Raw genomic sequence first — 25,235 nt, forward strand, 5'->3', positions numbered from 1 at the left:
CGCCCTTCTCTTTTGACATTTCTTTTGCACTGGTAAACTAAATCACTTTTTTTGTCCCAGGCTCGCCTTGAGCCTGTTCTACCTTCCAACTGGAACCGTAACAACATGCGTACTAGCCAATACCTGCTCTCCACTCTCAAGGAGACACCTGCCGACGCCGAGGTGATCAGCCATCAGCTGATGCTGCGCGCCGGGATGATCCGCAAGCTGGCCTCCGGGTTATATACCTGGCTGCCGACCGGCGTGCGCGTTCTGAAAAAAGTCGAAAACATCGTGCGTGAAGAGATGAACAACGCCGGTGCGATCGAGGTGTCGATGCCGGTGGTTCAGCCAGCCGATTTGTGGCAAGAGAGTGGTCGTTGGGAACAGTACGGTCCGGAACTGCTGCGTTTTGTTGACCGTGGCGAGCGTCCGTTCGTACTCGGCCCAACTCATGAAGAAGTTATCACTGACCTGATTCGTAACGAGCTTAGCTCTTACAAACAGCTGCCGCTGAACTTCTATCAGATCCAGACCAAGTTCCGCGACGAAGTGCGTCCGCGTTTCGGCGTCATGCGTTCCCGCGAATTCCTGATGAAAGATGCTTACTCTTTCCATACTTCTCAGGAATCCCTGCAGGAAACCTACGATGCAATGTATGCGGCCTACAGCAAAATCTTCAGCCGCATGGGGCTGGATTTCCGCGCCGTACAGGCCGACACCGGTTCTATCGGCGGCAGCGCCTCTCACGAATTCCAGGTGCTGGCGCAGAGCGGTGAAGACGATGTGGTCTTCTCCGACACCTCTGACTATGCAGCGAACATTGAACTGGCAGAAGCTATCGCGCCGAAAGAACCGCGCGCTGCTGCTACCCAGGAAATGACGCTGGTTGATACGCCGAACGCGAAAACCATCGCGGAACTGGTTGAACAGTTCAATCTGCCGATTGAGAAAACGGTTAAGACTCTGCTGGTTAAAGCGGTTGAAGGCAGTAGCTTCCCGCTGGTTGCGCTGCTGGTGCGCGGTGACCACGAACTGAACGAAGTTAAAGCAGAAAAACTGCCGCAGGTTGCCAGCCCGCTGACTTTCGCGACCGAAGAAGAAATTCGTGCCGTGGTTAACGCCGGTCCTGGTTCACTGGGTCCGGTAAACATGCCGATTCCGGTGGTGATTGACCGTACCGTTGCGGCGATGAGTGATTTCGCTGCTGGTGCTAACATCGATGGTAAACACTACTTCGGCATCAACTGGGATCGCGATGTCGCTACCCCGGAAATTGCTGATATCCGCAACGTGGTGGCGGGCGATCCAAGCCCGGATGGCCAGGGTACGCTGCTGATCAAACGTGGTATCGAAGTTGGTCACATCTTCCAGCTGGGTACCAAGTACTCCGAAGCACTGAAAGCCTCCGTACAGGGTGAAGATGGCCGTAACCAAATCCTGACGATGGGTTGCTACGGTATCGGGGTAACGCGTGTGGTAGCTGCGGCGATTGAGCAGAACTACGACGAACGCGGCATCGTATGGCCTGACGCTATCGCGCCGTTCCAGGTGGCGATTCTGCCGATGAACATGCACAAATCCTTCCGCGTACAAGAGCTTGCTGAGAAACTGTACAGCGAACTGCGTGCACAAGGTATCGAAGTGCTGCTGGATGACCGAAAAGAACGTCCGGGCGTGATGTTTGCCGATATGGAACTGATCGGTATTCCGCACACTATTGTGCTGGGCGACCGTAACCTCGACAACGACGATATCGAATATAAATATCGTCGCAACGGCGAGAAACAGTTAATTAAGACTGGTGACATCGTCGAATATCTGGTGAAACAGATTAAAGGCTGATGCCAGAAAGGGTCCTGAATTTCAGGGCCCTTTTTTACATGGATTGTATAAAATGGATAAACCAAAGGCGTACTGCCGCCTGCTTCTCCCCTGCTTTCTTTTACTTTCGGCCTGTACCGTTGATATCAGCCAGCCAGACTCCTCTGCCACAGCGGTAGATGTCGAGGCAAAAACATGGGCTGTCAAATTCCAGCATCAAAGCTCTTTCACCGAACAATCAATAAAAGAAATAACGGCACCTGATCTCAAACCCGGCGATTTGCTGTTCTCCTCAAGCCTTGGGGTAACCTCATTTGGAATCCGCGTCTTCAGCACTTCCTCTGTGAGTCACGTTGCAATCTATCTGGGTGATAATAACGTTGCAGAAGCGACAGGCGCTGGCGTCCAGATCGTTTCCCTTAAAAAAGCGATGAAGCATAGTGATAAGCTTTTCGTCTTACGAGTCCCGGATCTTACCCCGCAACAAGCCACAGATATCACCGCGTTTGCCAATAAAATCAAAGATAGCGGTTATAACTATCGCGGCATTGTCGAATTTATTCCCTTTATGGTGACTCGCCAGATGTGCTCACTGAATCCGTTCTCCGAGGATTTTCGCCAACAGTGCGTCAGCGGCCTGGCGAAAGCGCAGTTAAGCAGTGTGGGCGAAGGAGACAAAAAGTCGTGGTTTTGTTCGGAATTTGTCACTGATGCATTTGCCAAAGCCGGGCATCCGCTTACACTGGCGCAATCGGGCTGGATTAGCCCTGCCGATCTGATGCATATGCGTATTGGTGATGTCTCTGCGTTTAAGCCAGAAACGCAGTTACAGTATGTTGGGCACCTGAAGCCTGGGATTTATATCAAGGCGGGTCGCTTTGTTGGGCTGACTCAGTGATAAAGCCAGCCTCGTGCACAAAATGCCGGATGCGTCGTGAACGCCTTATCCGGCCTACAAAAGCATGCAGATTCAATATATTGCAGAATTCACGTAGATACTGTTATGGCCTGCAAGTTTTTTCCTGGTCCGGTTTCCCGGATTGCAGGCATGCCAGACACAGCGCCGTCAGGCGCTGTTTTTTTCATCCCTTCCGCGATTTTTACGCCGCTACCGGATTATGCCGTGACGCATCGAACGGCACGCCTGACTTCAGCACTCCATACGCCACCTGTGCCAGCTTGCGCATCATCACGCCGAGAATCACCTTTCCTTTCTTGCCATTAGCCGCCAGACGGTCGCGGAACGCCCGTCCCCACTCAGTCTTACTGGTGGCTACCATTGCGGGCATATACAACGCCCTGCGAAGCGACACATGTCCGGCCTTACTCATCCGGCTCGCCCCTCTCACACTGCTACCTGATTCATAACGCCGTGGTGTCAGACCCGCAAAAGCGGCGAACTGTCTGGCATGGGCGAAGCGGTCCTTCAGACCGATATAAGCCAGCAATACCGCAGATGTTTTCTCTCCGATACCCGGGATGCTTTCCAGCAGTTTCCTGCGGTGTTTCATATCCGGATCATCGTCTGTCAGGTCTTTTATCTGCTTCTCAAGACGCTTCAGCTCTGCTTCAAGCCACAGAAGGTGAGCATCAATGCTCGGTCTCTGGACTTCCCGCGCCGTTTCAGTGCGATTCAGTTCCTGCGTGTGCATATCTGTCAGCGCCTGGTGGCGGACTACCAGGGCACGCAACGCGCGTTCAAGCGGGTGAGGCGCTTCCCAGGCTGCAGGGCGCTTCTGACGACAGAACTCTGCCAGCATGCGCGCATCCACGGTATCAGTCTTGTTACGCAGTCCTTCACTCTGAGCGAAAGCTTTACCCAGCGCAGGATTAATGACTGACACTATGTAGCCAGCATCGTAAAGGCACTCAGCGACAGGTTCCATATAGGTGCCGGTCGCTTCGATGCAGATATGCGCATGGTCAATCTTGTGACCTTTCAGCCAGCTCACCAGCTCATCGTGCCCTTTAGTGGTGTTAGCGAATTTTTTGGTGCGATGACGACCATCAGGACGCAACACATCGACATCCAGTTTCTCTTTAGCGGTGTCGATACCGATATAATGAAGTTCATGTTCCATAGTGAAACCAACCTTGCAAATACGGATTACCGGGAAAACCGGTCCATGATACTGTCCGGTTTATCACTTTGGGAGAAAGGCAGTCCGCTGCATAAATCTACGCAACAGGTTAGAACCCAAGGCCCGATACGGCATGCGGACTGCAGGCAGAGAAAACTGGCCGATTTTCTCTGCACTGGAGGGATAATACAAGGCCTGATAAGCGCAGCGCATCAGGCAATTTTGCGTTTGTTTCTGCCTTAAGCAGGTTTACTGCCCCAAACTACTGCAATCCTTATTCGGGTAAAATTTACCCGCCGTATCGGGCGCTAATACTTTGGTTGGCGCACCAGTATCCGGATTAGCCTCAAGCGTAAAGTGACCTTCTACTGACAGTAACACCGGTTTTTCACTGTGACCGCGCGCAGCCAGGTAGCTACGCTCCAGCTCTGCGTTATTCGCTACCATGAAACGTTTTCCGGTCGCGCAATCAGTGAAGGTCGCCGCATCAGCCATATAAAAATACATGCCTCGCAGGGTCATCGGCGTCATAGGTAAACTAGATTGTGCCGGTTCCAGCGTATAGTTGAACTGCGATTCAATCGGATTGCCTTCACGATCGAGCATCTCCAGCGCATCGCCTTTCGCCCGATAATATGACTTTTCACCTTTGCTGTCGGTTAATACCAGCTTGTCAGCGGTTCGCGCCCATGTACCGTAGGAAGCGAAGGAGGAAGGTTCTTCACGAGCACCGAGATAACGCTCATTCATCACCCATGTTCCGTCTTTTTCGAGGAACAGAGAGGTTTCGATTCCTTCGCAATCAGCACACGGCAGCACGCCGCGCCAACTTTGCGGCATCGGTTTCAGTTCGGCAGCCTGTGCTGGAGAAAGCGTATCGACTTCGGCCCGGTTATTACATCCCATCAGAGTAAAGAGGCTGATTACAGCCATCGCTGTCACTATCGCTTTTTTCACCATCTATTCCTTCTTTTTATTCCCGACCGCTGCGTACTTTGCCGCGCATCGCCTTCACGCTTGATTTTTGTGCTTTCGATGCCAGCCTGCGCTCTTTCGATGCACGGGTGGGCCGCGTGGGTCGTCGGGCTTTTTGTTCTGTTGTTAAATCTTTAATCACTGCCACCAGCCGGGCTAGCGCGGCTTCGCGGTTCAGTTCCTGACTGCGGTATTCCTGTGCCTTAATGACAATCACGCCATCACTGCTGATCAAATGATGGCTGGCGGCGAGTAGACGCTCTTTGTAATACTCTGGCAGGCTGGACGCCCGAATGTCAAAACGCAGATGAATGGCCGTTGAGGTCTTATTAACATGCTGCCCGCCCGCGCCCTGCGCACGAATGGCGGTGATCTCAAGCTCACCATCGGGAATAGCAACATGTCGGGAAATCACAATCATGAAGGTTGTTGCCAGGCGGTTAAGTTAACTTCCAGATTATTCTTATCGTCCGATAACCAGATCACGCCATCCTGAATCGTTGCCTGCAGCGTCATGGTACGATCGGCAAAGGCACTCACTTTCGCCAGCTGCTCGTCGTCCAGATACCAGACGGAAAGATTGGCAAACTGCGCACATTTGCTCTGATTGTGCTGCCACCAGATTTGCGCCGCCCGACTATTATAGGTAAACAGCGCCACTTCTGCGGCCTGGGTGCAGGCTTTCTTAATTCGTCGCTCATCCGGCAGCCCCAGCTCAATCCACAAATCAATGCCCAGGTGATCGTTACGCAGCCACGCTTCCGGCTCATCATCGGCACACAAACCACGGGTAAATTGCAGACGTTCATCGGCATATTTCAGCCACGCCAGCAAGCGCAGCATCATACGCTCCTGGGTTTCTGAAGGATGGCGCGCCAGCGTCAGAGAGGCATCGAGAAACTGGTTACGGTCGAGATCGGCCACATTAACCGTCGCTTTATAAATTGTCGCTTTAAGCGCCATAAGAAAACTCCTTTCGAATCAGGAGGCCATTGTAACGGAATACGTGCAGTTGCGGCGCTGATATTGCAGAAATGAGTGTGGTATAGTCACCTTGCGAAACAGAGTTTATCTTCGTAGGCTTAGACTTGCATCCACGGTTAAGTCAGAGTGCTGACAGGAGGGCATGTGGAAAAATATTGTGAGTTAATACGCAAGCGGTACGCGGAAATCGCCAGCGGAGACTTAGGATACGTTCCGGACGCGCTGGGCTGCGTTTTGAAAGTGCTGAATGAAATGGCTGCCGACGACGCCCTTTCTGAGGCTGTCAGGGAAAAAGCAGCATACGCTGCGGCAAACTTACTGGTGAGCGATTATGTCAATGAATGATACGTATCAACCAATCAATTGTGATGATTACGATAATCTTGAGCTCGCCTGCCAGCATCATTTAATGCTGACACTTGAGCTGAAAGATGGCGAAAAATTGCAGGCAAAAGCCAGTGATTTAGTCTCCCGCAAAAATGTGGAGTATCTGGTCGTCGAGGCCGCTGGCGAAACTCGCGAGCTGCGTCTGGATAAAATTACCAGCTTTAGCCACCCGGAAATCGGTACGGTGGTGGTAAGCGAATCCTGATTGACTTTCGCCGGATGCGACGTTTGATGCGTCTTATCCGGCTTTCACTTAACTAAGCGTTTTCTGCCAGACAAAACTTACGCCCTTCTCACCTTCAGCCACACCTTCTTGCGTCACAAATACCCCTGCCGCCGCAATCAGCGTTTCGCCATAAAACAGCAGTGGCGTGGTGTCACGTAGCCACGGCGGCACGCCCAGCTCTTGCCAGATTTTCTTTAGCTTACGTCCGCCGTTACGCCCGACAATATGCAGCAATCCTGGCGCTTTGAAACGCACGCTGACCGCTTCGTCTACACGCGGAGGGCGAATATCGCCTCCCGCATTAAGCTGTACACTTCCCAGCCCCGCCGGTAATTCCAGCGGTTGAAGCCACGTCTGCCACGGCACAATGTTTTCGCTTTGCCCGGTGACGGATTTAATCCACCACAGTTGCGACTGATAGCGGCGGATTTCAAACGCGCCCAAACGTAAACAGGGGGAGGCATCTTCCCGCGCCAGCGCCACTTCCTGCCAGATCCGCACCAGCGCGTCGCGGGAAGGCATTGGTGCATTCTGCCCTGCCAGCCAGCGACGGATAATCGCCGCGCGACGGGCATCACTCATCGTCATCATTGGCGCAATCTGCAGCGTCCCCTGCGGCGTTTGGCAGTGCGCTAAATCATCTGCCAGCAGTTCATCCAGCAGGCTCTCTTGTTCAGCACAAAGTGCGGCGCTGCGGGCCGTTGCTTCCGCAAAATGCGGCCAACGCTGCTGCAATAACGGCACTACGCGCAGGCGCAGAAAGTTACGATCGTATGAGTCGTCCTGATTACTTTCGTCTTCAATCCAGCGTAAACCATGCGCCAATGCCCACTGCGCCAGTTCCCCCCGCGTGCGGGCAAGCAACGGGCGGATAAGCCGTGTTCCGGCAAACTCCGAAACTTCCGCCATAGCCGAAAGCCCGGCAGGGCCGCTACCGCGTTTTAGCGCCAGCAGAAAAGTTTCACATTGATCGTCGAGATGTTGCGCGGTGACCAGCACTTCACCGGGCAACAAGGTGCGGGCAAATGCCTGATAACGCGCCTGCCGCGCCTGGGCCTCAATGCCCAGTCCTTCTTGCGCAAGTTGCACGCGCTCGACCACCAGCGGCACCTGCCACTGTTGGCAGATGTTCTCGCAATGCCTAACCCAGGCATCGGCATTGGCACTTAAACCGTGATGCACATGGATAGCGCGTAGAGTGACGCCCGGATTTTCCGTCCGCCACTGCACCAACTGATGCAGCAGAACGGTGGAGTCAAGCCCGCCGCTAAAGGCCACCAGAATCTGGCGTAAGGTGAGAAGTTGTCTATTGAGCGTGAGTGTCATGATGGTGCGATTTTACAGTAGCAATGCCCGGCACGTTACCGGGCAAATGCGGCGATGACAAGCCTTACTGCTCATACAGTTCCAACGGCAGCCCGTCCGGATCGTTAAAGAACGTGAAGCGTTTTTGCGTGTATGGATCGACACGGATGGCTTCACACTTCACGTTATGGCTTTCAAGGTGCGCCACTGCCGCATCGATATCATCAACGCTAAAAGCCAGATGACGCAGGCCGCAAGCTTCCGGTCGGCTGGGGCGCTCCGGCGGGAACGGAAAAGAGAAAAGCTCAATCACATATTGCCCATTAAGCGCCAAATCCCCTTTCCACGAGTCGCGCGCTTCGCGATAGACTTCGCTTTGCAGCGTGAAACCAAGAATATCGCAGTAGAAAGCTTTGCTCACCGCATAATCCGTCGCAATAATCGCAATATGGTGAACCTGTTTTAAACCCAGCATAACGTCTCCTTTATTTGTTAACAGCACGTTACTCGCCCGGAAGCCGCTCTGGCAAGTTATCCCGCCATTTTTAGGACTCGTACGCGGTAAACGCCGTCTTCGTCCTGTTTCGCGCCGTGAATATCCGTTTCAAAACCGGGGTAATGTTGCCCTACGGAACAAAGCATCAGTAGAAAATCGAGTACCGTGCGGCTCTCTTTGGTCAGCATTTCTCCTGGCATCAACAGCGGTACGCCCGGTGGATAAGGCAGGATCATATTTGCCGATACTCTACCGACCAGTTGTTCCAGCGCAATGGTTTCTACTTCACCTTTAATCTGTCTCTGCCATGCCTGATGTGGCGTCATGATCATTTCCGGCAAAGTATCGAATGCCCGCAACATCAAACCGGGAAGATCGTGTTTACGAATCAGCTTATGGATCCCTTGCGCCAGATCCTGAATACGCATATTGCGGTAGAAATCGGGATCTTCAGCATAGAGATCGGGTAGCATATTTTTGATCCGCAGGTTGAGATCGTAAGAGCGTTTAAATTCCGTCAACCCACGCAATAATCCCATTGCTTTGGTTTTATCGATACCAATACTAAAGAGAAACAGCAGGTTATAAGGGCCGGTTTTCTCTACTACGATCCCACGTTCGTCGAGGAATTTTGCCACCAGCGCTGCCGGGATCCCCTCCTCGCTCATATTGCCCTGTTCGTCCATCCCCGGTGTCAAAATAGTGACTTTAACCGGATCGAGAAACATATGATCGGCATCCGCATCGTTAAAGCCGTGCCACTGTTCGCCTGGCGCAACGGGCCAGCATTCGGCTTCATCCACCTGCGGCGGTTGCCAGATATCGAAAAACCAACCGTCAGACTCTTCCCGCAACCGCTGGACCTCTTTGCGAAAATGCAGCGCCCGCTCCACCGAACGGTTAATCAGCCGTTTGCCCGGATTACCACGCAGCATCGCCGCCGCCGTCTCAACCGAAGCAACAATGGGATAACTGGGCGAGGTGGTGGTATGCATCATAAAGGCTTCGTTAAACGCCTCTTCGTCATACTCGCCTTTAATGTGGATCAGCGAAGCCTGCGATAACGCCGCCAGCATTTTGTGGGTCGATTGCGTTTCGAAGATCACTTTTCCCGCAACACGCTCGCCGCTCATACCACTTTTCCCCTGGTAGATCGGATGAAAATGGGTGTACGGCACCCAGGCGGAATCGAAGTGGATCGACGGGACATCCAGCGTCTGTTTGATCCAGTCGGTGTTGTAGAGCAAGCCATCATAGGTGGAGTTGGTAATCACCGCATGAACCGGCCATTGTGCCTGCGTGGTGGCAGCGACTTTCTCTTCGATGCTGTCGCGAGTAAATTCACGGCGCGGGATCCCACCAAGAATCCCCAACGCATTACGCGTCGGTTTCAGCCAGACTGGCACTACATCGTTCATCATCAACAGATGCGCCAGCGATTTATGACAATTGCGGTCGATCAACAGCGTACTGCCGGATGGCGCGGCGTACATACCCACAATTTTGTTCGACGTCGATGTTCCGTTGGTAACGATATAACTCTGTTCCGCGCCAAAAGTCCGCGCGATGTACTCTTCCGCTTCCAGGTGTGGCCCGGTGTGGTCGAGCAACGAACCAAGCTCGGTGACCGAAATAGAGACATCAGCCTTGAGGGTATTCCCGCCGAAAAAATCATAAAACAGGCAGCCAACCGGGCTTTTTTGATATGCGGTGCCGCCCATATGCCCCGGCGTACAAAAGGTGTACTTCCGCTCTTTAACGTAGGTAAACAAGGCTTTCGTGAACGGCGGTGTAATGTTATCAAGATATTCGTCGGTGTACTGACGCATACGAATGGCGATATCTTCCGCCTGCCCCAGCGCATATTCAAAAAACCAGAGCGCCATCCGCATATCCTGCACGCTGACATCCATCGTCGAGTGGGTGTTGATGAAGGCATAAAGCGGGAGATATTCATTAAGTTGATTGATATCGCTGCATAAATCGAGACTGTACTCATCCCAGTCAAAAATCACGCCGCAAATTCGAGGGTTATGTTCGATAAATTTCAGCAAATCAACGCTGTTTTGTGGCCAGATAATCTGAAAGCCTTGCGCCACCAGCGCCGACTCCAGTTCTTTGATGGGCTCATCTTTATAAAAGACGCCATGCGGTCCCATAATGGCAATGATGTTCATGTGTTCCTCCTGGAAAATCCTTCCTTAATCATAGCCTGCTCAAACCGTGGCGATAAAAAAGGGCCACCGAAGTGACCCTTTTTCAGAACTTTTGCGAATTACGCGTAACCGTAGCTCATCAGGCGCTGATAACGACGATTTTTTAAATCTTCAGTGCTTAACACATCGAGATCGGCCAGATCCGCCAGCAGTTGCGCTTTCAACGATGCCGCCATCGCTTCCGGGTTACGGTGAGCGCCGCCCAGCGGTTCCGGGATGATGGAGTCGATCAGTTTCAGCTCTTTCAGACGCGGAGCGATGATACCCATCGCTTCAGCCGCCAGCGGCGCTTTGTCGGCGCTCTTCCACAGAATGGACGCACAACCTTCCGGCGAGATAACGGAATAGGTGCTGTATTGCAGCATATTCACTTTATCGCCCACGCCAATCGCCAGCGCACCGCCAGAACCACCTTCACCGATAACCGTACAAACTACCGGTACGCCGAGGCGAGACATTTCACGCAGGTTGCGTGCAATGGCTTCAGACTGACCACGCTCTTCTGCGCCCACGCCAGGATAAGCCCCCGGGGTGTCGATAAAGGTGATGATAGGCATCTTAAAGCGTTCAGCCATTTGCATCAGACGCAGTGCTTTGCGGTAACCTTCTGGCGCTGGCATACCAAAGTTACGGCGAATTTTTTCTTTGGTTTCACGACCTTTTTGATGACCAATGATCATCACCGGACGACCGTCAAGACGGGCGATACCACCGACGATAGCTTTATCGTCTGCATACGCGCGGTCGCCAGCCAGTTCGTCAAATTCATCAAATGCCAGGCGAACGTAATCCAGGGTATAAGGACGCTGTGGATGGCGTGCCAGTTGCGCAATCTGCCATGCACCGAGATCGGCGAAGATTTTACGTGTCAGTTCTACGCTTTTTTCACGCAGACGATGCACTTCTTCATCGATGTTAATATCCAGTTTCTCATCCTGACGGCTAACCGCAGTCAGAGAATCGATTTTCGCTTCCAGCTCTGCAATCGGCTGTTCAAAATCAAGGAAATTCAGACTCATAGTATTCCTGTATTAGTCAAACTCCAGTTCCACCTGCTCCGAACCAATGAGGCCACGGAGATCGTTTAATAAACGATCGCTCGGAGAGACACGCCACGTCGCGCCAAAACGCAACCGCGCGCGTGCATCCGCCCTCTGATAGTAGAGATGTACTGGAATTGTCCCAGAGCGGTGGGGTTCCAGAGACTGACGGAGTCGGTTTAAAAGCTGGTCATCAATTTGCCTGTCCGTCAGCGAGATAGCAAGCCCGCGAGCATATTTTTCCCGGGCTTCGTCAATATCCATCACTTCGCGAGCGGTCATTTTAAGCCCACCGCTGAAGTCATCAAAGCTGACCTGTCCGCTGACGATAAGTATGCGGTCTTTTTCCAGCAATTGCTGGTATTTATCCAGGGCGTCAGTAAACAACATCACTTCCAGCCGCCCGGAACGGTCATCCAGCGTGCAGATACCGATACGATTGCCGCGCTTGGTGACCATAACCCGCGCGGCAACAACGAGCCCCGCAGCCGTGATGACTTTACCACGTTCTGTCGGGTGCATGTCTTTCAGCCTTACGCCTCCGACATAACGCTCAATCTCTTTTAAATACTGGTTGATAGGGTGTCCGGTCAGGTACAGGCCTAACGTTTCACGTTCCCCATCTAATACCACCTGCTCCGGCCACGGTTGGCAGCTGGCGTAGGATTGTTCAATTTGTTCCGGCTCTTCGGCCAGCACGCCGAACATATCGGCCTGACCGATAGCTTCCGCTTTCGCGTGTTGATCTGCCGCTTTTAACGCATCGCCCAGCGAGTTCATCAGTGCCGCGCGGTGTGGTCCAAGACGGTCAAACGCCCCGGACATGATCAGTTTTTCCAGCACCCGCCGGTTTAACTTTTTGGTGTCGGTACGGGCGCAAAGATCAAACAGTTCGCGGAAGTAGCCGCCTTTATTACGGGCTTCGATGATGGCCTCAATCGGACCTTCACCTACCCCTTTGATGGCGCCAATACCATACACGATTTCGCCGTCGTCGTTGACGTGGAAATGGTAAAGACCGGAGTTTATATCTGGTGGCAGGATTTTCAGCCCCATCCGCCAGCACTCATCCACCAGGCCCACCACCTTCTCGGTGTTGTCCATATCGGCGGTCATTACCGCCGCCATAAACTCCGCAGGATAGTGTGCTTTCAGCCATAACGTTTGATATGACACCAAAGCATAGGCCGCAGAGTGCGATTTGTTAAATCCGTAACCCGCGAATTTCTCCACCAGGTCGAAGATTTTCATCGCCAGTTCGGCGTTGATTCCGTTCTTTTCTGCACCTTCAGCAAATACAGAACGCTGCTTAGCCATCTCTTCCGGCTTTTTCTTCCCCATCGCACGACGCAGCATATCCGCGCCACCGAGGGTATAACCAGAAAGCACCTGGGCAATCTGCATGACCTGTTCCTGATACAGGATGATGCCGTAGGTTGGCTCCAGTACCGGTTTCAAGCTTTCATGCTGCCACTGCACGTCCGGATAGGAGATCTCTTCACGACCATGTTTACGGTCGATAAAGTTATCCACCATCCCTGATTGCAACGGACCGGGGCGGAACAGTGCCACCAGGGCGATCATATCTTCGAAGCAGTCAGGTTGCAGACGCTTGATCAGGTCCTTCATGCCGCGCGATTCAAGCTGGAATACCGCAGTGGTTTCCGAGCGTTGCAGCATGTCGAAGCTTTTCTTGTCATCCAGCGGGATCGCGGCGATATCCAGCGGCGGCTCGCCATTCTTCGCCCGCCGCTTGTTGATCATCTCCAGCGCCCAGTTGATGATGGTGAGCGTACGCAAACCAAGGAAGTCGAACTTCACCAGTCCGGCGTATTCAACGTCGCTTTTATCAAACTGGGTGACCGGATGTTTGCCCTCTTCATCGCAATAAAGCGGCGCAAAATCGGTAATTTTGGTCGGTGCGATAACCACCCCACCGGCGTGCTTACCGGCGTTACGGGTGACCCCTTCCAGTTTGCGCGCCATGTCGATCAGCGCCTTAACTTCTTCATCCGCTTCGTAGATTTCCGGCAGCTGCGGCTCGGCTTCAAACGCTTTCGCCAGCGTCATCCCCGGATCGGGCGGGATCAGTTTCGAGATACGATCGACAAAGCCGTACGGATGCCCCAGCACGCGGCCTACGTCGCGGATCACCGCTTTCGCCGCCATCGTACCGAAGGTGATAATCTGCGATACCGCATCACGACCGTACATGTCCGCTACGTGCTCGATAACCTGATCGCGTTTCTCCATACAGAAGTCAACGTCGAAGTCAGGCATGGAGACACGTTCCGGGTTAAGGAAACGTTCGAACAGCAGGTCAAATTCCAGCGGATCGAGGTCGGTGATTTTCAGCGCGTAGGCCACCAGTGAACCCGCACCGGAGCCACGGCCTGGCCCTACCGGTACGCCGTTATCTTTCGACCACTGGATAAATTCCATAACGATGAGGAAGTAGCCCGGGAAGCCCATCTGGTTGATAACCTGAAGTTCAGTCTCCAGACGTTCGTCATATTCCGGGCGGCGCTTAAGACGTTCTTCCTCATCAGGGAATAAAAAGGCCAGACGCTCTTCCAGGCCCTCTTTTGCACGCTTGACCAGATAATCTTCGGTGCTCATGTCCCCGGTCGGGAACTGCGGCAGGAAGTATTCACCAAGACGCACGGTTACGTTACAGCGTTTGGCGATCTCAACGGTGTTGGCAAGGGCTTCGGGGATGTCGGCAAACAGCTCACACATCTCCTCTTCGCTACGCATATATTGCTGCGGCGAATAGTTACGCGGGCGTTTAGGATCGTCGAGGGTAAAGCCGTCGTGGATCGCGACGCGGATTTCGTGTGCGTCAAAGTCGCTGCTGTCGATAAAGCGCACGTCGTTGGTCGCCACGACGGGCAAACCGCGCGCTTCCGCCAGTTCCACCGCCGCGTGCAGATAGCTTTCTTCATCCGGCCTGCCGGTGCGGATCAGCTCAAGAAAATAGCGATCCGGGAAGTGTTCTTCATAAAACGCGACACACTCATCTACCAGCGCGCTGTTACCACGCAAAAGACTGCGTCCGACGTCGCCCATGCGTCCGCCGGAAAGAAGGATCAACCCTTCGTTTAATTCGATAAGCCAGTCGCGATCGATGATCGGCCCGGCGGCACCGTACCCGCGCTGATACGCTTTTGAGATCAGCAACGTCAGATTCTGATAGCCGGTATTGTTCGCCGCCAGTACCGTCAGGTGGGTTAACTCATCACCCAGCAGGTCGCACTGGACGTTAAAATCTGCCCCGACGATAGGCTTAATCCCTGCGCCATGTCCCGCTCCGTAGAACTTCACCAGACCACAAAGGTTGGTGAAATCGGTGATCGCCAGTGCTGGCATACCCAACGCCGCCGCCTTTTTTACCAACGGTGCGGTTTTGGCCAGGCCATCGATCATCGAGTAGTCGCTGTGCACCCGCAGGTGTACGAAACGTGGTTCAGACATCTTCAGATTCCGGTTTACTTAATCTCGACACAAGAATCAGGACGCAAGTCCCAGTGCGCGTTTGACAGGCCCAAAGCTGCGCCGATGGTGTTCGGTCGCGCCGTGTTCAGCCAGTTTTTCCAGATGAAAAGCGGTTGGGTACCCTTTGTGTTGGGCAAAACCATATTGCGGGAAAACAATATCCAGCGCCGCCATTTCGGCGTCACGCGTCACTTTCGCCAGGATAGACGCGGCACTGATTTCCGGTACGCGGCTATCGCCTTTCACCACAGCCATCGCAGGCATCGGTAATTTCGGGCAGCGGTTACCATCAATCAACACATATTCCGGCGCAATATGCAGCCCAGCGACGGCACGCTGCATCGCCAGCATGGTCGCATGAAGAATGTTCAGCTCGTCGATTTCGTGGGGTTCCGCGCGGCCCAGACTCCAGCTCAACGCTTTCTCTTTGATCTCTTCATAGAGCGCCAGACGGCGTTTTTCGCTCAGCTTTTTGGAATCATTCAGCCCGGCAATCGGGCGCGCCGGGTCAAGGATCACCGCAGCGGTGACGACCGCGCCAACTAACGGCCCGCGTCCGACTTCATCCACACCCGCAACCAGCTGCGTGTGCGGATAAACAAATTCGATCATTGTGCTAACTCCAGAACGGCTTGTGCCGCCTGCTCATCGGCATTGCAGCGGATCTGCTGATGCAGTTCACGGAAGGTATCGTGCATCGCGTGGCTGGTTTTCCCGTTCGCCAACAGCGGTAACAGCGCCGCAGCCAGTTTTTGCGGCTCACACTCTTCCTGCAATAATTCTTTGACTAACTCTCTGCCCGCCAGCAGATTTGGCAGCGAGACATAATCAGTTTTCACCAGCCGCTTCGCCAACCAGAAGGTAAAAGGCTTCATGCGATATCCCACCACCATCGGGCATTTCGCCAGCATACACTCCAGGGCTGCCGTACCCGACGCCAGTAGCGCCGCATCGCTGGCGACCATCGCCTCACGGCCCATCCCATCCAGCAAATGAACTGAAAGGTCTGGCGCGACTTCAGCTTTGATGCGTTCAAACTGCTCGCGGCGTTTGGCATTCACCAGTGGCACCACGATTTCGAGATCCGGATATGTCTGGCGCAAAAGCTGGGCCGTTTTCAGGAAATCGGCACTAAGCATTTCAACTTCTGCACCACGGCTCCCTGGTAGCAACGCCAGGCAGTGGGCATCGTGAGGGATCCCCAGCACATCACGGGCGGCATTTTTATCTGGATCTAACGGCATGGCATCAGCCATGGTATGACCGATAAAGCGGCACGGTACATTGTATTTGTCATAAAACGCTTTTTCGAAAGGCAGAAATGCGAGCACCAGATCGGTGGCTCTGCCTATTTTGAAAACGCGTTTCTGTCGCCACGCCCAGACGGATGGACTGACGTAATGAATGGTTTTGATACCCTGCTTTTTGAGGTTACCTTCAAGAGTAATATTGAAGTCAGGCGCATCAATACCAACAAAAATATCTGGCTTCAGTTCGCCAAAACGCTTTGTCAGATCGGCACGAATATGCAGTAAGCGACGCAGACGACCGAGCACTTCAACAATGCCCATCACCGCCAGTTCTTCCATTTCGTACCAGGCTTCGCAGCCTTCAGCCTGCATTCGTGGCCCGGCAACACCAACAAAGCGGGCGTTGGGCACACGTTCTTTCAGAGCGCGGATTAAACCGGCCCCCAGGATATCGCCGGAGGTTTCTCCGGCGACCAGGGCAATCGTTAATGGACGCTGTTCAGTCATTAACGAATCAGACCGCGCGTTGAGCGTGCAAAGAAATCGGTAAAGGCTTTCACTTCCGGATATGTTTCCGCCAGTTCAGCAATTTCCGGTTTCACTTCATCGAGCGTTTTACCGCTACGATAAATCAGCTTATACGCATTGCGGATAGCGGTAATCGCCTCACGGCTGAATCCGCGGCGCTTCAGCCCTTCGATATTGACACCGAACGGCGTTGCGTGGTTACCCTGCGCAATGACATAAGGAGGGACGTCCTGCGCCACACCGGAGCAGCCGCCAACCATCACGTGCGCACCAATGATGCAGAACTGATGGACTGCGGTCATGCCGCCGATGATCGCGAAGTCGTCAACCGATACGTGACCCGCCAGCGTTGCGTTGTTGGCGAGAATACAGCGGTTACCTACCGTACAATCGTGCGCAATGTGCGCGTTGATCATCAGTAAGTTGTCGCTGCCCACCTTCGTCAATCCACCGCCCTGGACTGTGCCACGATGAATGGTGACGCTTTCGCGAATGCGGTTACGATCGCCGATTTCCACACGGGTCGGTTCGCCAGCATATTTCAGATCCTGGTTAACTTCGCCGATGGAGGCGAACTGATAAATCTCATTATCGCGGCCAATTTTAGTATGACCATTCACGACAACGTGAGATTTCAGTACGGTACCCTCACCAATTTCGACATGGGGTCCAACGATACAAAAAGGACCAATGTGTGCGTTCGCGCCAATTGACGCGCCCTCTTCCACAATGGCGGTTGGATGCACAAAGGCGGATTTATCAATCACTTATCAGGCCTCCCGGCTACGAGCACACATCATCGTTGCTTCGCAAACTACTTTACCATCGACCAGAGCAACCCCTTTAAAACGGGTCAGGCCGCGGCGCGTTTTTTCGAAAGTGACTTCCATGATCATTTGATCGCCAGGCACGACCGGGCGCTTGAAGCGCGCTTCGTCAATACCAGCGAAGTAGTACAGCTCACCCGGTTCCAGTTTTCCTACGCTTTTAAACGCCAGAATACCTGTTGCCTGTGCCATTGCTTCCAGAATCAGCACACCCGGGAAAATCGGTTTTCCAGGGAAATGGCCCTGGAAGAATGGCTCATTGACAGAGACATTTTTTACTGCGCGCAGAAAACGACCTTCTTCAAAATCCAGCACGCGATCCACCAGTAAGAACGGGAAACGGTGCGGCAGAAGTTCTAAAATCTCTTCAATCTGCAGAGTATGAGTGTTAGTAGTCAAGATACTCTTCCTGTCAAAATATAAGAAACGACAATAATAACACGGCCTGCCGCAATCGTAAGAATGAGACAGGCCGTAAAGTTTGGCGAACAAAAGATGGAACGTTAGTCTTGTTGATTAACCTTGCGCTCAAGCGATTTCAGACGCTTGCTCATGTCATCAATGTTCATCACCAGTGCAGCGGTTTTGCGCCAGACTTTGTTGGGTTGCAGCGGAATGCCTGAGGAATAGACGCCTGGTTCAGTGATGGGACGCATCACCATACCCATGCCCGTAACCGTCACTTTGTCGCATATTTCCATATGCCCGTTGATTACGCTGGCTCCGCCGATCATGCAGTAACGACCAATTTTCAGGCTGCCCGCCATAATGACGCCACCGGCAACCGCCGTATTGTCGCCAATCACGACGTTATGTGCAATCTGGCACTGGTTATCAATGATCACGCCATTGCCAATAACAGTGTCATCCAGCGCGCCGCGATCGATGGTTGTGCAGGCACCGATCTCCACGCGATCGCCAATAATTACGCGACCAATCTGTGGGATCTTCACCCAGTTACCACGATCGTTGGCATAACCAAAGCCGTCTGCGCCTACCACTGTTCCGGACTGGATCAGGCAATTCTGACCGATCTGGATCTCATGGTAAATGGTTACGTTCGCCCAGAGACGCGAACCTGCACCGATTTTGCTGTTTTTACCTACGAAGCAACCGGCACCGATAATCACGTTATCGCCCAGTTCAACGCCGGACTCAATCACCGCGTTAGCGCCAATCGATACGTTGTTACCCAGCTTTGCCGTCGCGTCGATCACCGCACTGGGTGCAATGTTCTGCGCGGGCTGCGGCGTGGTATCTAAAATTTGCGCCATGCGCGCGTAAGTCAGGTAGGGATTCTTCACTACCAGCGCGGCACTTTTCGCGAAAGGAAGATCGTCCTGGGTCATGACAACCGCGGACGCCTGGCACAAGCCTAAATGCTCACGGTATTTTGGGTTAACCATGAACGTAATGTGACCTGTTTGTGCAGATTGCATGGACGCAACGCCGGTGATGACGATATCGCCATCACCGTGTAGTTCTGCATCCAACTGCTGCGCTAAATCAGCCAGTCGAATTGAAGGCATTACTTATTTAACCTGTTTCAGTACGTCGGCAGTGATGTCTTTTACATCGCTGCTGTTGTAAGCAACGGCGTTTGCATCAACAACCAGATCGATATCCTGGCTGTTGGCAACGGATTTCACAGCAGTCTGGATACGAGTAACCAGTTTGCCGCGTTCTTCGTTGGAACGACGTGCGCGATCCTGCTCAAAAGCCTGCGCTTTCTGAGCAAAAGTCTGGCGCTGAGCCATCACGTCTTTTTCCAGCTTAGTGCGATCGCTGCCCGCTTTCATGGACTGCAGCTTTTTCATTTTAGCCTGCAGATCGGTTTCCATACGCTGCAGTTCGCTGGCACGGCCTTTGAACTCATTTTCCAGCGTGTTAGAAACACCGGTTTTCTGCGCTACCTGCTGGAACAGGCTGCCCATGTTGACGATTGCAATTTTGTCAGCCGCCTGAGCAGAAGTTGCCAGTGCTAAACCGAGACCTGCAGCTAATAACCACTTTTTCACAATAAACTCCTTACCATCCCATTTGCACCGGAGGGTGCAGTTCTTTGCGTGGCCCGGCGATCTTATATTGATCGCCTAAAGTCATCGCTACACTACCACTACATTCCTTTGTGGAGAACACTTACCAGGTTTTACCGATGTTAAACTGGAACTGTTCTGCCTTGTCTCCATCGTACTTTTTGAACGGCTGGGCGTAGGAGAACACCAACGGCCCCAATGGGGACATCCATTGTAATGCGATACCCGCAGACATACGGATATTGCTTGGATCACTATAGTCCGGATATCCAGAATATTGGCTGGAATCCCAGTTTGTATCCCAAACGGTACCCATATCCCAGAAGAAGGAAGTACGAACCGAGTTAGCATACTTATCGCTAATAAACGGCGTCGGGGTGATGAACTCGAGGCTGGCAACCGCCATGGCGTTACCGCCTACAGCATCATCCGATTTACACAGGTCTTTCGCGCCGTCCTGAGTCGCACATTCGTAATCATAGTCCGGATCATAATTACTGGCCTGATGCGGGAAGTAAACTGCTTTCGGACCAATTGTATTGGACTGGAAGCCACGCACGGTGCTGGAACCACCGGCATAGAAGTTCTCGTAGAACGGCATCTCTTTGCCGCCTAAACCATCACCATAACCCCAGCGGGTACGCCCCAGAACAACCCATTTGTGATCGTCATCGATCGGCACATAAGTCGCCGTGTCTAACGTCACTTTGTAGTATTCGTTATCCGATCCAGGAATGGTCACTTTACCGGTCAGGTTGACACGTGAACCATCTGTCGGGAAGTAACCACGGTCAAGCTTGTTATAGGTCCAACCATAGTTGAACGTGAAGTCGTCCGTTTTGAAGCTATTATCCTGATCAGAGGTGCTCGGATGTTCACCCATAGAGTACAGATAACGCCACATCGCAACCTGAGGCTGCATGTTGGACAGGGAGTTATGTACATAACCCAGACCTGCACGCAGCGAGTTATATTCGTTGATCGGGAAGCCCAACGTCACGTCTGTACCATAACTCTTGTTGGTATAGTCGGACAGGTCGGCGTCATCTGCCTGGAAGTCATTATAGAAGAGACGACCACCGAGGCTTACACCATCTACAGTGAAGTACGGGTTGGTTACCGACAGTTCAGCATAGGTCTGGTAATCGTTTTTGGTCCCGTTGATACCAACAGCATAACCTGTACCTAACCAGTTATCCTGCTGCACACCAGCCTGGAAGCTCACGCCACTTTCAGTACCGTAACCAATCCCGAAGTTGAAGCTACCGGTGTTACGTTCTTTCACCTTGTAGACTACATCTACCTGGTCCGGGCTACCCGGAACACGTTGGGTATCGGTATCGACAGTTTCAAAGAAGCCCAGACGATTCAGACGCTCCTTACCCTGATCGACCAGATCGCTCCCCAGCCATGCACCTTCCATCTGACGCATTTCGCGACGCAGGACGGCATCTTTCGAGGTATCGTTACCTTCAAAACGGATCTTACGCACGTAGAAACGGTTACCCGCATCAACGTTCACACGTAATTTAACGGTTTTGTCGGCATCGTTAATTTCGGGCATCGACTGTACGCGCGGATAGGCATAACCATAGCGACCGAGAAGCTTTTTGATGTCATCTTCCATCTTGGTCACTTTGGTGCCGTTATACAGCTCACCCGGCTCGATCTTAGTCAGCTGCTCAATTTCAGCGGAGTGCCCGGCAAGGTTGCCGCTCACTTCAACGCCAGAAAGCTTGTACTGATCGCCTTCGGTGATGTTCACCGTGACGTAAATACCTTTTTTATCTGGCGTCAGACTGACCTGGGTAGAGTCGATGTTGAAACGGGCATAACCGCGATCCAGATAGTAGCTGCGCAGGGTTTCAAGGTCGCCCGCCAGTTTCTGTTTCTGGTATTTACGATCGCCTACCACGTTCCACCACGGCACTTCGTCACGCAGTTGGAAATGAGAGATCAGTTCGTCGGTGGTGAAAGCATGGTTACCAACAATGTTAATTTGCTGGATTTCAGCTGACACACCTTCCTGGAACACCAGTTTTAGGTCAACACGGTTGCGCGGCAGCGGGGTCACGACAGCTTTTACGCTGGCGCTATATTTACCGACGCTGTAGTAGAAGTCTTCCAGACCTTTCTCGATATCGGCAATGGTGGTGCGATCGAGGGATTCGCCCACACGCACACCAGAAGCCTCGAGGTTTTGCTTCAGCATGTCATCTTTCACCGATTTGTTACCGGAGAAAGTAATGCTGGCAATGGTCGGACGTTCTTTTACCTGAACCAGAAGGGTATCACCATCACGAAGGACGCGAACATCCTCAAAGTTGCCGGTAGCAAACAGAGCGCGAATGGTATTACTGATATCTTCATCATTAACCGTGTCGCCTGTGCGCACCGGCATACTGAGGAGGGCCGCACCAACGGCGACACGCTGAAGGCCTTCGAAATGAATATCTTTCACTACGAACCCTTCAGCACCGTATACGGTGGCGCTGCTAAACAGCAGCGACGCTATGAGCAACTTTTTCATCGCCATCGTTATTATGCGTTCTTCCTAACTAACTCTCATAACCGAGAGAAATCATTGAAAAGTGCAAGCCCCATTAACAGCACCAGCAGAATCGAGCCAATGCGATAACAAAAGTCTTGAACCCGCTCGGATACCGGTCCGCCCTTGATCTTTTCGATCGCAAGGAACAGCAGATGCCCCCCGTCAAGTACGGGCAACGGAAACAGGTTAATTATCCCTAAGTTCACGCTAATAAGCGCAAGAAACGGCAGGTAATAAACTACCCCGAGTTCCGCTGTCATCCCAGCCCCCTTGGCGATAGAGATCGGCCCACTGAGGTTGTTCAGTTTCACATCACCGGTGATCAATTTTCCCAGCATACTGACCGTCAGCTTCATCAGCTGCCACGTTTTGTCCGTGGCTTCGACGATGGCGTTGAACGGCCCATACTGGCGTACAACTTTATACTCATCTGGCAAAGGAATGACTTTCGGCTCAATACCGACAAAACCAATCGCTTTACCATTACCCGGTTTACTCTCCGGGATTAATGTCAAAGACAAGGGACTTCCCTGCCTTTCGATTTCTAACGCTAAGGATTTACCCGGGTTATCCCGGACAAGCATCACAAAGGTCACCCACTGCGTTAAGGGCTGACCATCGACTTTAACGATCCTGTCGCCTGCTTGCAAACCTGCCTTGCTTGCCGCCGAGTTTGGCTGCACATTTTCCAGTACAGGTTCAATTTGCGGCCCACGAGGACGAATCCCCAGCGAAGATACCGGATCTTCTTTATCAGGCTCAAACGCCCAGTGACGTAAATCGAGCTTTACATCCCGCCGTTGATCGCTGCCAAATGGCGCTACTGTAATGGTGGTGCTTTCATCGCCAATTTTATCGACCAACTGCAAACGCACGGCATCCCAATCAGGCGTTTCGATACCATCTACGGCTTTTAGTTCCGTACCTGGTGCAATTTGTGCTTCCGCAGCTATCGAATTGGCTGCTATTTCACCAACCACCGGACGTACGCCAGGCACACCAATAATAAAAACCAGCCAGTAGGCAAAGATAGCAAAAATGAAGTTTGCAACCGGACCTGCGGCAATAATCGCCGCTCGTTGGCCAACAGATTTATTATTGAAGGCATGGTGGCGGAGTTCCGGAACGACCGGTTCTGCGCGCTCATCCAGCATTTTGACATAACCGCCCAGCGGGATCAGGGCGATAACATATTCGGTGCCGAGCTTATCAGTTCGCCGCCAGAGCGCCTTACCAAACCCTATTGAGAAACGCTCAACGCGAACACCACAACGCCGGGCAACCCAGAAATGACCAAATTCATGCACGGTGATAAGTACACCCAGTGCAACGATGAACGAAGCCAAATCCCAGAGAAAACTCAGCATATTACCTTCCGTTAAAGCGTCCTGAATACCAGTAACAACAAGCAAGCAAAGACCGGTACCGCAGCCGTCAGGCTATCAATACGATCTAAAATACCACCGTGTCCTGGAATTAAATGACCGCTGTCCTTAATTCCTGCTTCACGCTTAAACATACTCTCGGTCAGATCGCCGAGCACTGAGGCTAACGCTGCGACAATAGAGCAAATGAGTAAGGTGACGGGAGCGACGTCGAGATTCGCCCACATGCCATAACCCCATGAGATTACCGCTGCGGTCGCTAGTCCACCTATAAAGCCTTGCCAGGTTTTACCCGGAGAAACCTTCGGTGCCAGCTTATGTTTACCAAACAATTTGCCAAACATATATGCGCCAGAGTCAGCGCCCCATACCAGGATCATGACATAGAGCAGCCATATTGCGCCACTGTAATGATTCTCGTCGTAGTGCCAGGCCCGTAACGCCAGCATGCCCCAGAAGAAGGGAACAATGGTTAGCACGCCAAAAATAAGGCGCAATGTTTTAGAGTTACGCCAGATTGCTGCGGAACCTGGGTAAAACAGCACCAGCAATAGCGCGACAATCCACCAACCCAGCGAAGCCCAAAGTGAGATTTCAACCAGCGGTTGATGAATATTTCGGTGATATTCCGGCAACAGAAAAAGCATCAGCGCCAACAATAACCCGCATAACACCGCCAACCATACTCGCTGCGAACGAGTGGTAAAACCGCTAAGCTGTCCCCATTCCCACGCTGCCAGCATGCAGACCACCAGCGTTACGATGGCGAACCCCACCGGCGGCAACAGAAACAACGCCGCGATGACGACGGGTATTAACACAAAAGCAGATATCAGGCGATACTTCAGCAAAAGCGACCCCCATCAGGCTGTTTCATCACCGGGCTCGGTGCCGCCGAAACGACGCTCTCGATTAGCAAAGGCATTTAACGCCCCTTCAAAGTCTTGTTCATCGAAATCGGGCCAGAGAACATCTGTAAAGTAAAGTTCGGCATAGGCAATTTGCCAAAGCAAAAAGTTACTAATGCGATGCTCCCCCCCAGTCCTAATTACTAAATCTACAGGGGCCAGTTCATGCATACAGACATGCTGGTTTAGCATCTCTTCATCTATCTGATCTGGTTGCAGGTTTCCTTGCTGCACCTTTTCAGCCAGTTGCCTGACTCCCTGGACTATATCCCAACGTCCACCGTAGTTCGCCGCAATATTCAGCGTCAGACCGGTATTCCCGGCTGTTAGCGCTTCAGATTTACGAATACGTTCTTGCAAACGCGAGTTAAAGCGACTGGTATCGCCAATAATACGCAGACGCACGTTATGTCGGTGCAGACTTTTTACTTCGCTATCGAGCGCCCACACAAACAGTTCCATTAACGCACTGACTTCCTGCGCTGGTCGGTTCCAGTTTTCACTACTAAAGGCATACAGCGTTAACGCCTCAATACCGTTGTTGGCCGCAAAAGAGACAGCCCGGCGGACGGATTTTGCCCCGGCTTTATGCCCAAAGGCACGAATCTTCCCTTGCTTTTTTGCCCAGCGACCATTGCCGTCCATAATGATCGCAACATGACGGCAGCCATGCGCTGGCAATTTTTCGCTAAGTGGTTGAGTAGCAGACAACATCACGCGTTTTTTATTCCCTGACAGGGTT

General features: G+C 52.5%; 23 protein-coding genes. 4 read left to right on the plus strand and 19 right to left on the minus strand.

The features are described from left to right. The first annotated feature begins 105 nt into the window (after positions 1 to 105). Positions 106 to 1,824, plus strand: coding sequence for a proline--tRNA ligase (gene proS, locus HGD79_RS11095; RefSeq protein ID WP_001260716.1), 1,719 nt, complete (start codon positions 106 to 108; stop codon positions 1,822 to 1,824). Between the two features lie 52 nt (positions 1,825 to 1,876). Next, positions 1,877 to 2,701: a YaeF family permuted papain-like enzyme gene (locus HGD79_RS11100; RefSeq protein ID WP_001346133.1), complete on the plus strand. Its 825-nt coding sequence runs from the start codon at positions 1,877 to 1,879 to the stop codon at positions 2,699 to 2,701. A 202-nt stretch (positions 2,702 to 2,903) separates the two neighbouring features. Here the strand turns inward: HGD79_RS11100 and HGD79_RS11105 are convergent, their stop codons facing one another. The 4 genes from HGD79_RS11105 to HGD79_RS11120 form a co-directional block, all read right to left on the minus strand. Further along, the gene (locus tag HGD79_RS11105; protein ID WP_168848397.1) at positions 2,904 to 3,884 is read right to left on the minus strand and encodes an IS110-like element IS621 family transposase; all 981 of its coding nucleotides are present in this window, start codon (positions 3,882 to 3,884) and stop codon (positions 2,904 to 2,906) included. Positions 3,885 to 4,133: 249 nt separating this feature from the next. Further along, positions 4,134 to 4,844 carry an envelope stress response activation lipoprotein NlpE gene (gene nlpE / locus HGD79_RS11110; protein WP_000239192.1) on the minus strand — a complete coding sequence of 237 codons (711 nt, stop codon included), beginning with the start codon at positions 4,842 to 4,844 and terminating at the stop codon, positions 4,134 to 4,136. A gap of 13 nt (positions 4,845 to 4,857) precedes the next feature. Beyond that, positions 4,858 to 5,280: an alternative ribosome rescue aminoacyl-tRNA hydrolase ArfB gene (gene arfB, locus HGD79_RS11115; RefSeq protein WP_000635545.1), complete on the minus strand. Its 423-nt coding sequence runs from the start codon at positions 5,278 to 5,280 to the stop codon at positions 4,858 to 4,860. Next, a complete protein-coding gene (locus HGD79_RS11120) occupies positions 5,277 to 5,822 on the minus strand; it encodes a YaeQ family protein (RefSeq protein ID WP_088748050.1) in 546 nt (181 codons plus the stop codon). Before HGD79_RS11120 ends, arfB begins: the two co-directional genes overlap by 4 nt. 165 nt (positions 5,823 to 5,987) lie before the next feature. On the opposite strand from HGD79_RS11120, the gene HGD79_RS11125 reads away from it, so the two are divergent. Then, positions 5,988 to 6,188 (plus strand): YaeP family protein, encoded by a 201-nt coding sequence (locus tag HGD79_RS11125; RefSeq protein ID WP_000417058.1) that lies wholly within the window; start codon positions 5,988 to 5,990, stop codon positions 6,186 to 6,188. Continuing rightward, positions 6,175 to 6,435, plus strand: a complete 261-nt coding sequence (gene rof / locus HGD79_RS11130) for a Rho-binding antiterminator (protein WP_000062312.1) — start codon at positions 6,175 to 6,177, stop codon at positions 6,433 to 6,435. The genes HGD79_RS11125 and rof overlap by 14 nt, the downstream gene beginning before the upstream one ends. Before the next feature lie 48 nt (positions 6,436 to 6,483). Here the strand turns inward: rof and tilS are convergent, their stop codons facing one another. From tilS to ispU, 15 genes are all read right to left on the minus strand, one after another. Continuing rightward, positions 6,484 to 7,782 carry a tRNA lysidine(34) synthetase TilS gene (gene tilS, locus HGD79_RS11135; protein ID WP_139496388.1) on the minus strand — a complete coding sequence of 433 codons (1,299 nt, stop codon included), beginning with the start codon at positions 7,780 to 7,782 and terminating at the stop codon, positions 6,484 to 6,486. A 64-nt stretch (positions 7,783 to 7,846) separates the two neighbouring features. Further along, positions 7,847 to 8,236, minus strand: coding sequence for a VOC family protein (locus HGD79_RS11140; protein WP_000901098.1), 390 nt, complete (start codon positions 8,234 to 8,236; stop codon positions 7,847 to 7,849). 56 nt (positions 8,237 to 8,292) lie between these two features. Then, entirely contained in the window at positions 8,293 to 10,434 is a 2,142-nt protein-coding gene (gene ldcC / locus HGD79_RS11145; protein WP_001020973.1) for a lysine decarboxylase LdcC, read from the minus strand. Between the two features lie 98 nt (positions 10,435 to 10,532). Beyond that, positions 10,533 to 11,492, minus strand: coding sequence for an acetyl-CoA carboxylase carboxyl transferase subunit alpha (gene accA / locus HGD79_RS11150; protein ID WP_000055741.1), 960 nt, complete (start codon positions 11,490 to 11,492; stop codon positions 10,533 to 10,535). A gap of 12 nt (positions 11,493 to 11,504) precedes the next feature. Next, on the minus strand, positions 11,505 to 14,987 hold the full coding sequence (gene dnaE, locus HGD79_RS11155; protein WP_001294757.1) for a DNA polymerase III subunit alpha: 3,483 nt from the start codon (positions 14,985 to 14,987) through the stop codon (positions 11,505 to 11,507). A 36-nt stretch (positions 14,988 to 15,023) separates the two neighbouring features. Next, complete coding sequence (gene rnhB / locus HGD79_RS11160) at positions 15,024 to 15,620, minus strand: ribonuclease HII (protein ID WP_000569430.1); 597 nt, start codon at positions 15,618 to 15,620, stop codon at positions 15,024 to 15,026. Continuing rightward, positions 15,617 to 16,765: a lipid-A-disaccharide synthase gene (lpxB, locus tag HGD79_RS11165; RefSeq protein ID WP_000139659.1), complete on the minus strand. Its 1,149-nt coding sequence runs from the start codon at positions 16,763 to 16,765 to the stop codon at positions 15,617 to 15,619. Before lpxB ends, rnhB begins: the two co-directional genes overlap by 4 nt. Continuing rightward, entirely contained in the window at positions 16,765 to 17,553 is a 789-nt protein-coding gene (gene lpxA / locus HGD79_RS11170; RefSeq protein WP_000565966.1) for an acyl-ACP--UDP-N-acetylglucosamine O-acyltransferase, read from the minus strand. Before lpxA ends, lpxB begins: the two co-directional genes overlap by 1 nt. Before the next feature lie 3 nt (positions 17,554 to 17,556). Further along, entirely contained in the window at positions 17,557 to 18,012 is a 456-nt protein-coding gene (gene fabZ, locus HGD79_RS11175) for a 3-hydroxyacyl-ACP dehydratase FabZ (RefSeq protein ID WP_000210739.1), read from the minus strand. A gap of 104 nt (positions 18,013 to 18,116) precedes the next feature. Next, on the minus strand, positions 18,117 to 19,142 hold the full coding sequence (lpxD, locus tag HGD79_RS11180) for a UDP-3-O-(3-hydroxymyristoyl)glucosamine N-acyltransferase (RefSeq protein ID WP_001139282.1): 1,026 nt from the start codon (positions 19,140 to 19,142) through the stop codon (positions 18,117 to 18,119). Positions 19,143 to 19,145: 3 nt separating this feature from the next. Then, positions 19,146 to 19,631: a molecular chaperone Skp gene (gene skp / locus HGD79_RS11185; protein ID WP_000758956.1), complete on the minus strand. Its 486-nt coding sequence runs from the start codon at positions 19,629 to 19,631 to the stop codon at positions 19,146 to 19,148. 121 nt (positions 19,632 to 19,752) lie between these two features. After that, a complete protein-coding gene (gene bamA, locus HGD79_RS11190) occupies positions 19,753 to 22,185 on the minus strand; it encodes an outer membrane protein assembly factor BamA (RefSeq protein WP_001240896.1) in 2,433 nt (810 codons plus the stop codon). Between the two features lie 29 nt (positions 22,186 to 22,214). Beyond that, on the minus strand, positions 22,215 to 23,567 hold the full coding sequence (gene rseP, locus HGD79_RS11195; RefSeq protein WP_001295561.1) for a sigma E protease regulator RseP: 1,353 nt from the start codon (positions 23,565 to 23,567) through the stop codon (positions 22,215 to 22,217). Between the two features lie 11 nt (positions 23,568 to 23,578). After that, on the minus strand, positions 23,579 to 24,436 hold the full coding sequence (gene cdsA, locus HGD79_RS11200) for a phosphatidate cytidylyltransferase (protein ID WP_000922446.1): 858 nt from the start codon (positions 24,434 to 24,436) through the stop codon (positions 23,579 to 23,581). A 12-nt stretch (positions 24,437 to 24,448) separates the two neighbouring features. After that, positions 24,449 to 25,207, minus strand: a complete 759-nt coding sequence (gene ispU, locus HGD79_RS11205; RefSeq protein ID WP_001295562.1) for a (2E,6E)-farnesyl-diphosphate-specific ditrans,polycis-undecaprenyl-diphosphate synthase — start codon at positions 25,205 to 25,207, stop codon at positions 24,449 to 24,451. Between the last annotated feature and the right edge of the window lie 28 nt (positions 25,208 to 25,235).

It is taken from the genome of Escherichia sp. SCLE84, from assembly GCF_012584495.1.
GTDB lineage: Bacteria > Pseudomonadota > Gammaproteobacteria > Enterobacterales > Enterobacteriaceae > ECMA0423.

Excerpts from the sequence above, each read along its gene's own strand:
- nlpE (WP_000239192.1), bottom strand. The coding sequence starts at position 4,844 with ATGGTGAAAAAAGCGATAGTGACAGCGATGGCTGTAATCAGCCTCTTT.
- rnhB (WP_000569430.1), bottom strand. The coding sequence starts at position 15,620 with ATGATCGAATTTGTTTATCCGCACACGCAGCTGGTTGCGGGTGTGGAT.
- bamA (WP_001240896.1), bottom strand. The coding sequence starts at position 22,185 with ATGGCGATGAAAAAGTTGCTCATAGCGTCGCTGCTGTTTAGCAGCGCC.
- dnaE (WP_001294757.1), bottom strand. The coding sequence starts at position 14,987 with ATGTCTGAACCACGTTTCGTACACCTGCGGGTGCACAGCGACTACTCG.
- proS (WP_001260716.1), top strand. The coding sequence starts at position 106 with ATGCGTACTAGCCAATACCTGCTCTCCACTCTCAAGGAGACACCTGCC.
- tilS (WP_139496388.1), bottom strand. The coding sequence starts at position 7,782 with ATGACACTCACGCTCAATAGACAACTTCTCACCTTACGCCAGATTCTG.
- HGD79_RS11140 (WP_000901098.1), bottom strand. The coding sequence starts at position 8,236 with ATGCTGGGTTTAAAACAGGTTCACCATATTGCGATTATTGCGACGGAT.
- HGD79_RS11105 (WP_168848397.1), bottom strand. The coding sequence starts at position 3,884 with ATGGAACATGAACTTCATTATATCGGTATCGACACCGCTAAAGAGAAA.
- lpxD (WP_001139282.1), bottom strand. The coding sequence starts at position 19,142 with ATGCCTTCAATTCGACTGGCTGATTTAGCGCAGCAGTTGGATGCAGAA.
- HGD79_RS11120 (WP_088748050.1), bottom strand. The coding sequence starts at position 5,822 with ATGGCGCTTAAAGCGACAATTTATAAAGCGACGGTTAATGTGGCCGAT.
- HGD79_RS11100 (WP_001346133.1), top strand. The coding sequence starts at position 1,877 with ATGGATAAACCAAAGGCGTACTGCCGCCTGCTTCTCCCCTGCTTTCTT.
- ldcC (WP_001020973.1), bottom strand. The coding sequence starts at position 10,434 with ATGAACATCATTGCCATTATGGGACCGCATGGCGTCTTTTATAAAGAT.
- lpxB (WP_000139659.1), bottom strand. The coding sequence starts at position 16,765 with ATGACTGAACAGCGTCCATTAACGATTGCCCTGGTCGCCGGAGAAACC.
- ispU (WP_001295562.1), bottom strand. The coding sequence starts at position 25,207 with ATGTTGTCTGCTACTCAACCACTTAGCGAAAAATTGCCAGCGCATGGC.
- rseP (WP_001295561.1), bottom strand. The coding sequence starts at position 23,567 with ATGCTGAGTTTTCTCTGGGATTTGGCTTCGTTCATCGTTGCACTGGGT.
- accA (WP_000055741.1), bottom strand. The coding sequence starts at position 11,492 with ATGAGTCTGAATTTCCTTGATTTTGAACAGCCGATTGCAGAGCTGGAA.
- rof (WP_000062312.1), top strand. The coding sequence starts at position 6,175 with ATGTCAATGAATGATACGTATCAACCAATCAATTGTGATGATTACGAT.
- arfB (WP_000635545.1), bottom strand. The coding sequence starts at position 5,280 with ATGATTGTGATTTCCCGACATGTTGCTATTCCCGATGGTGAGCTTGAG.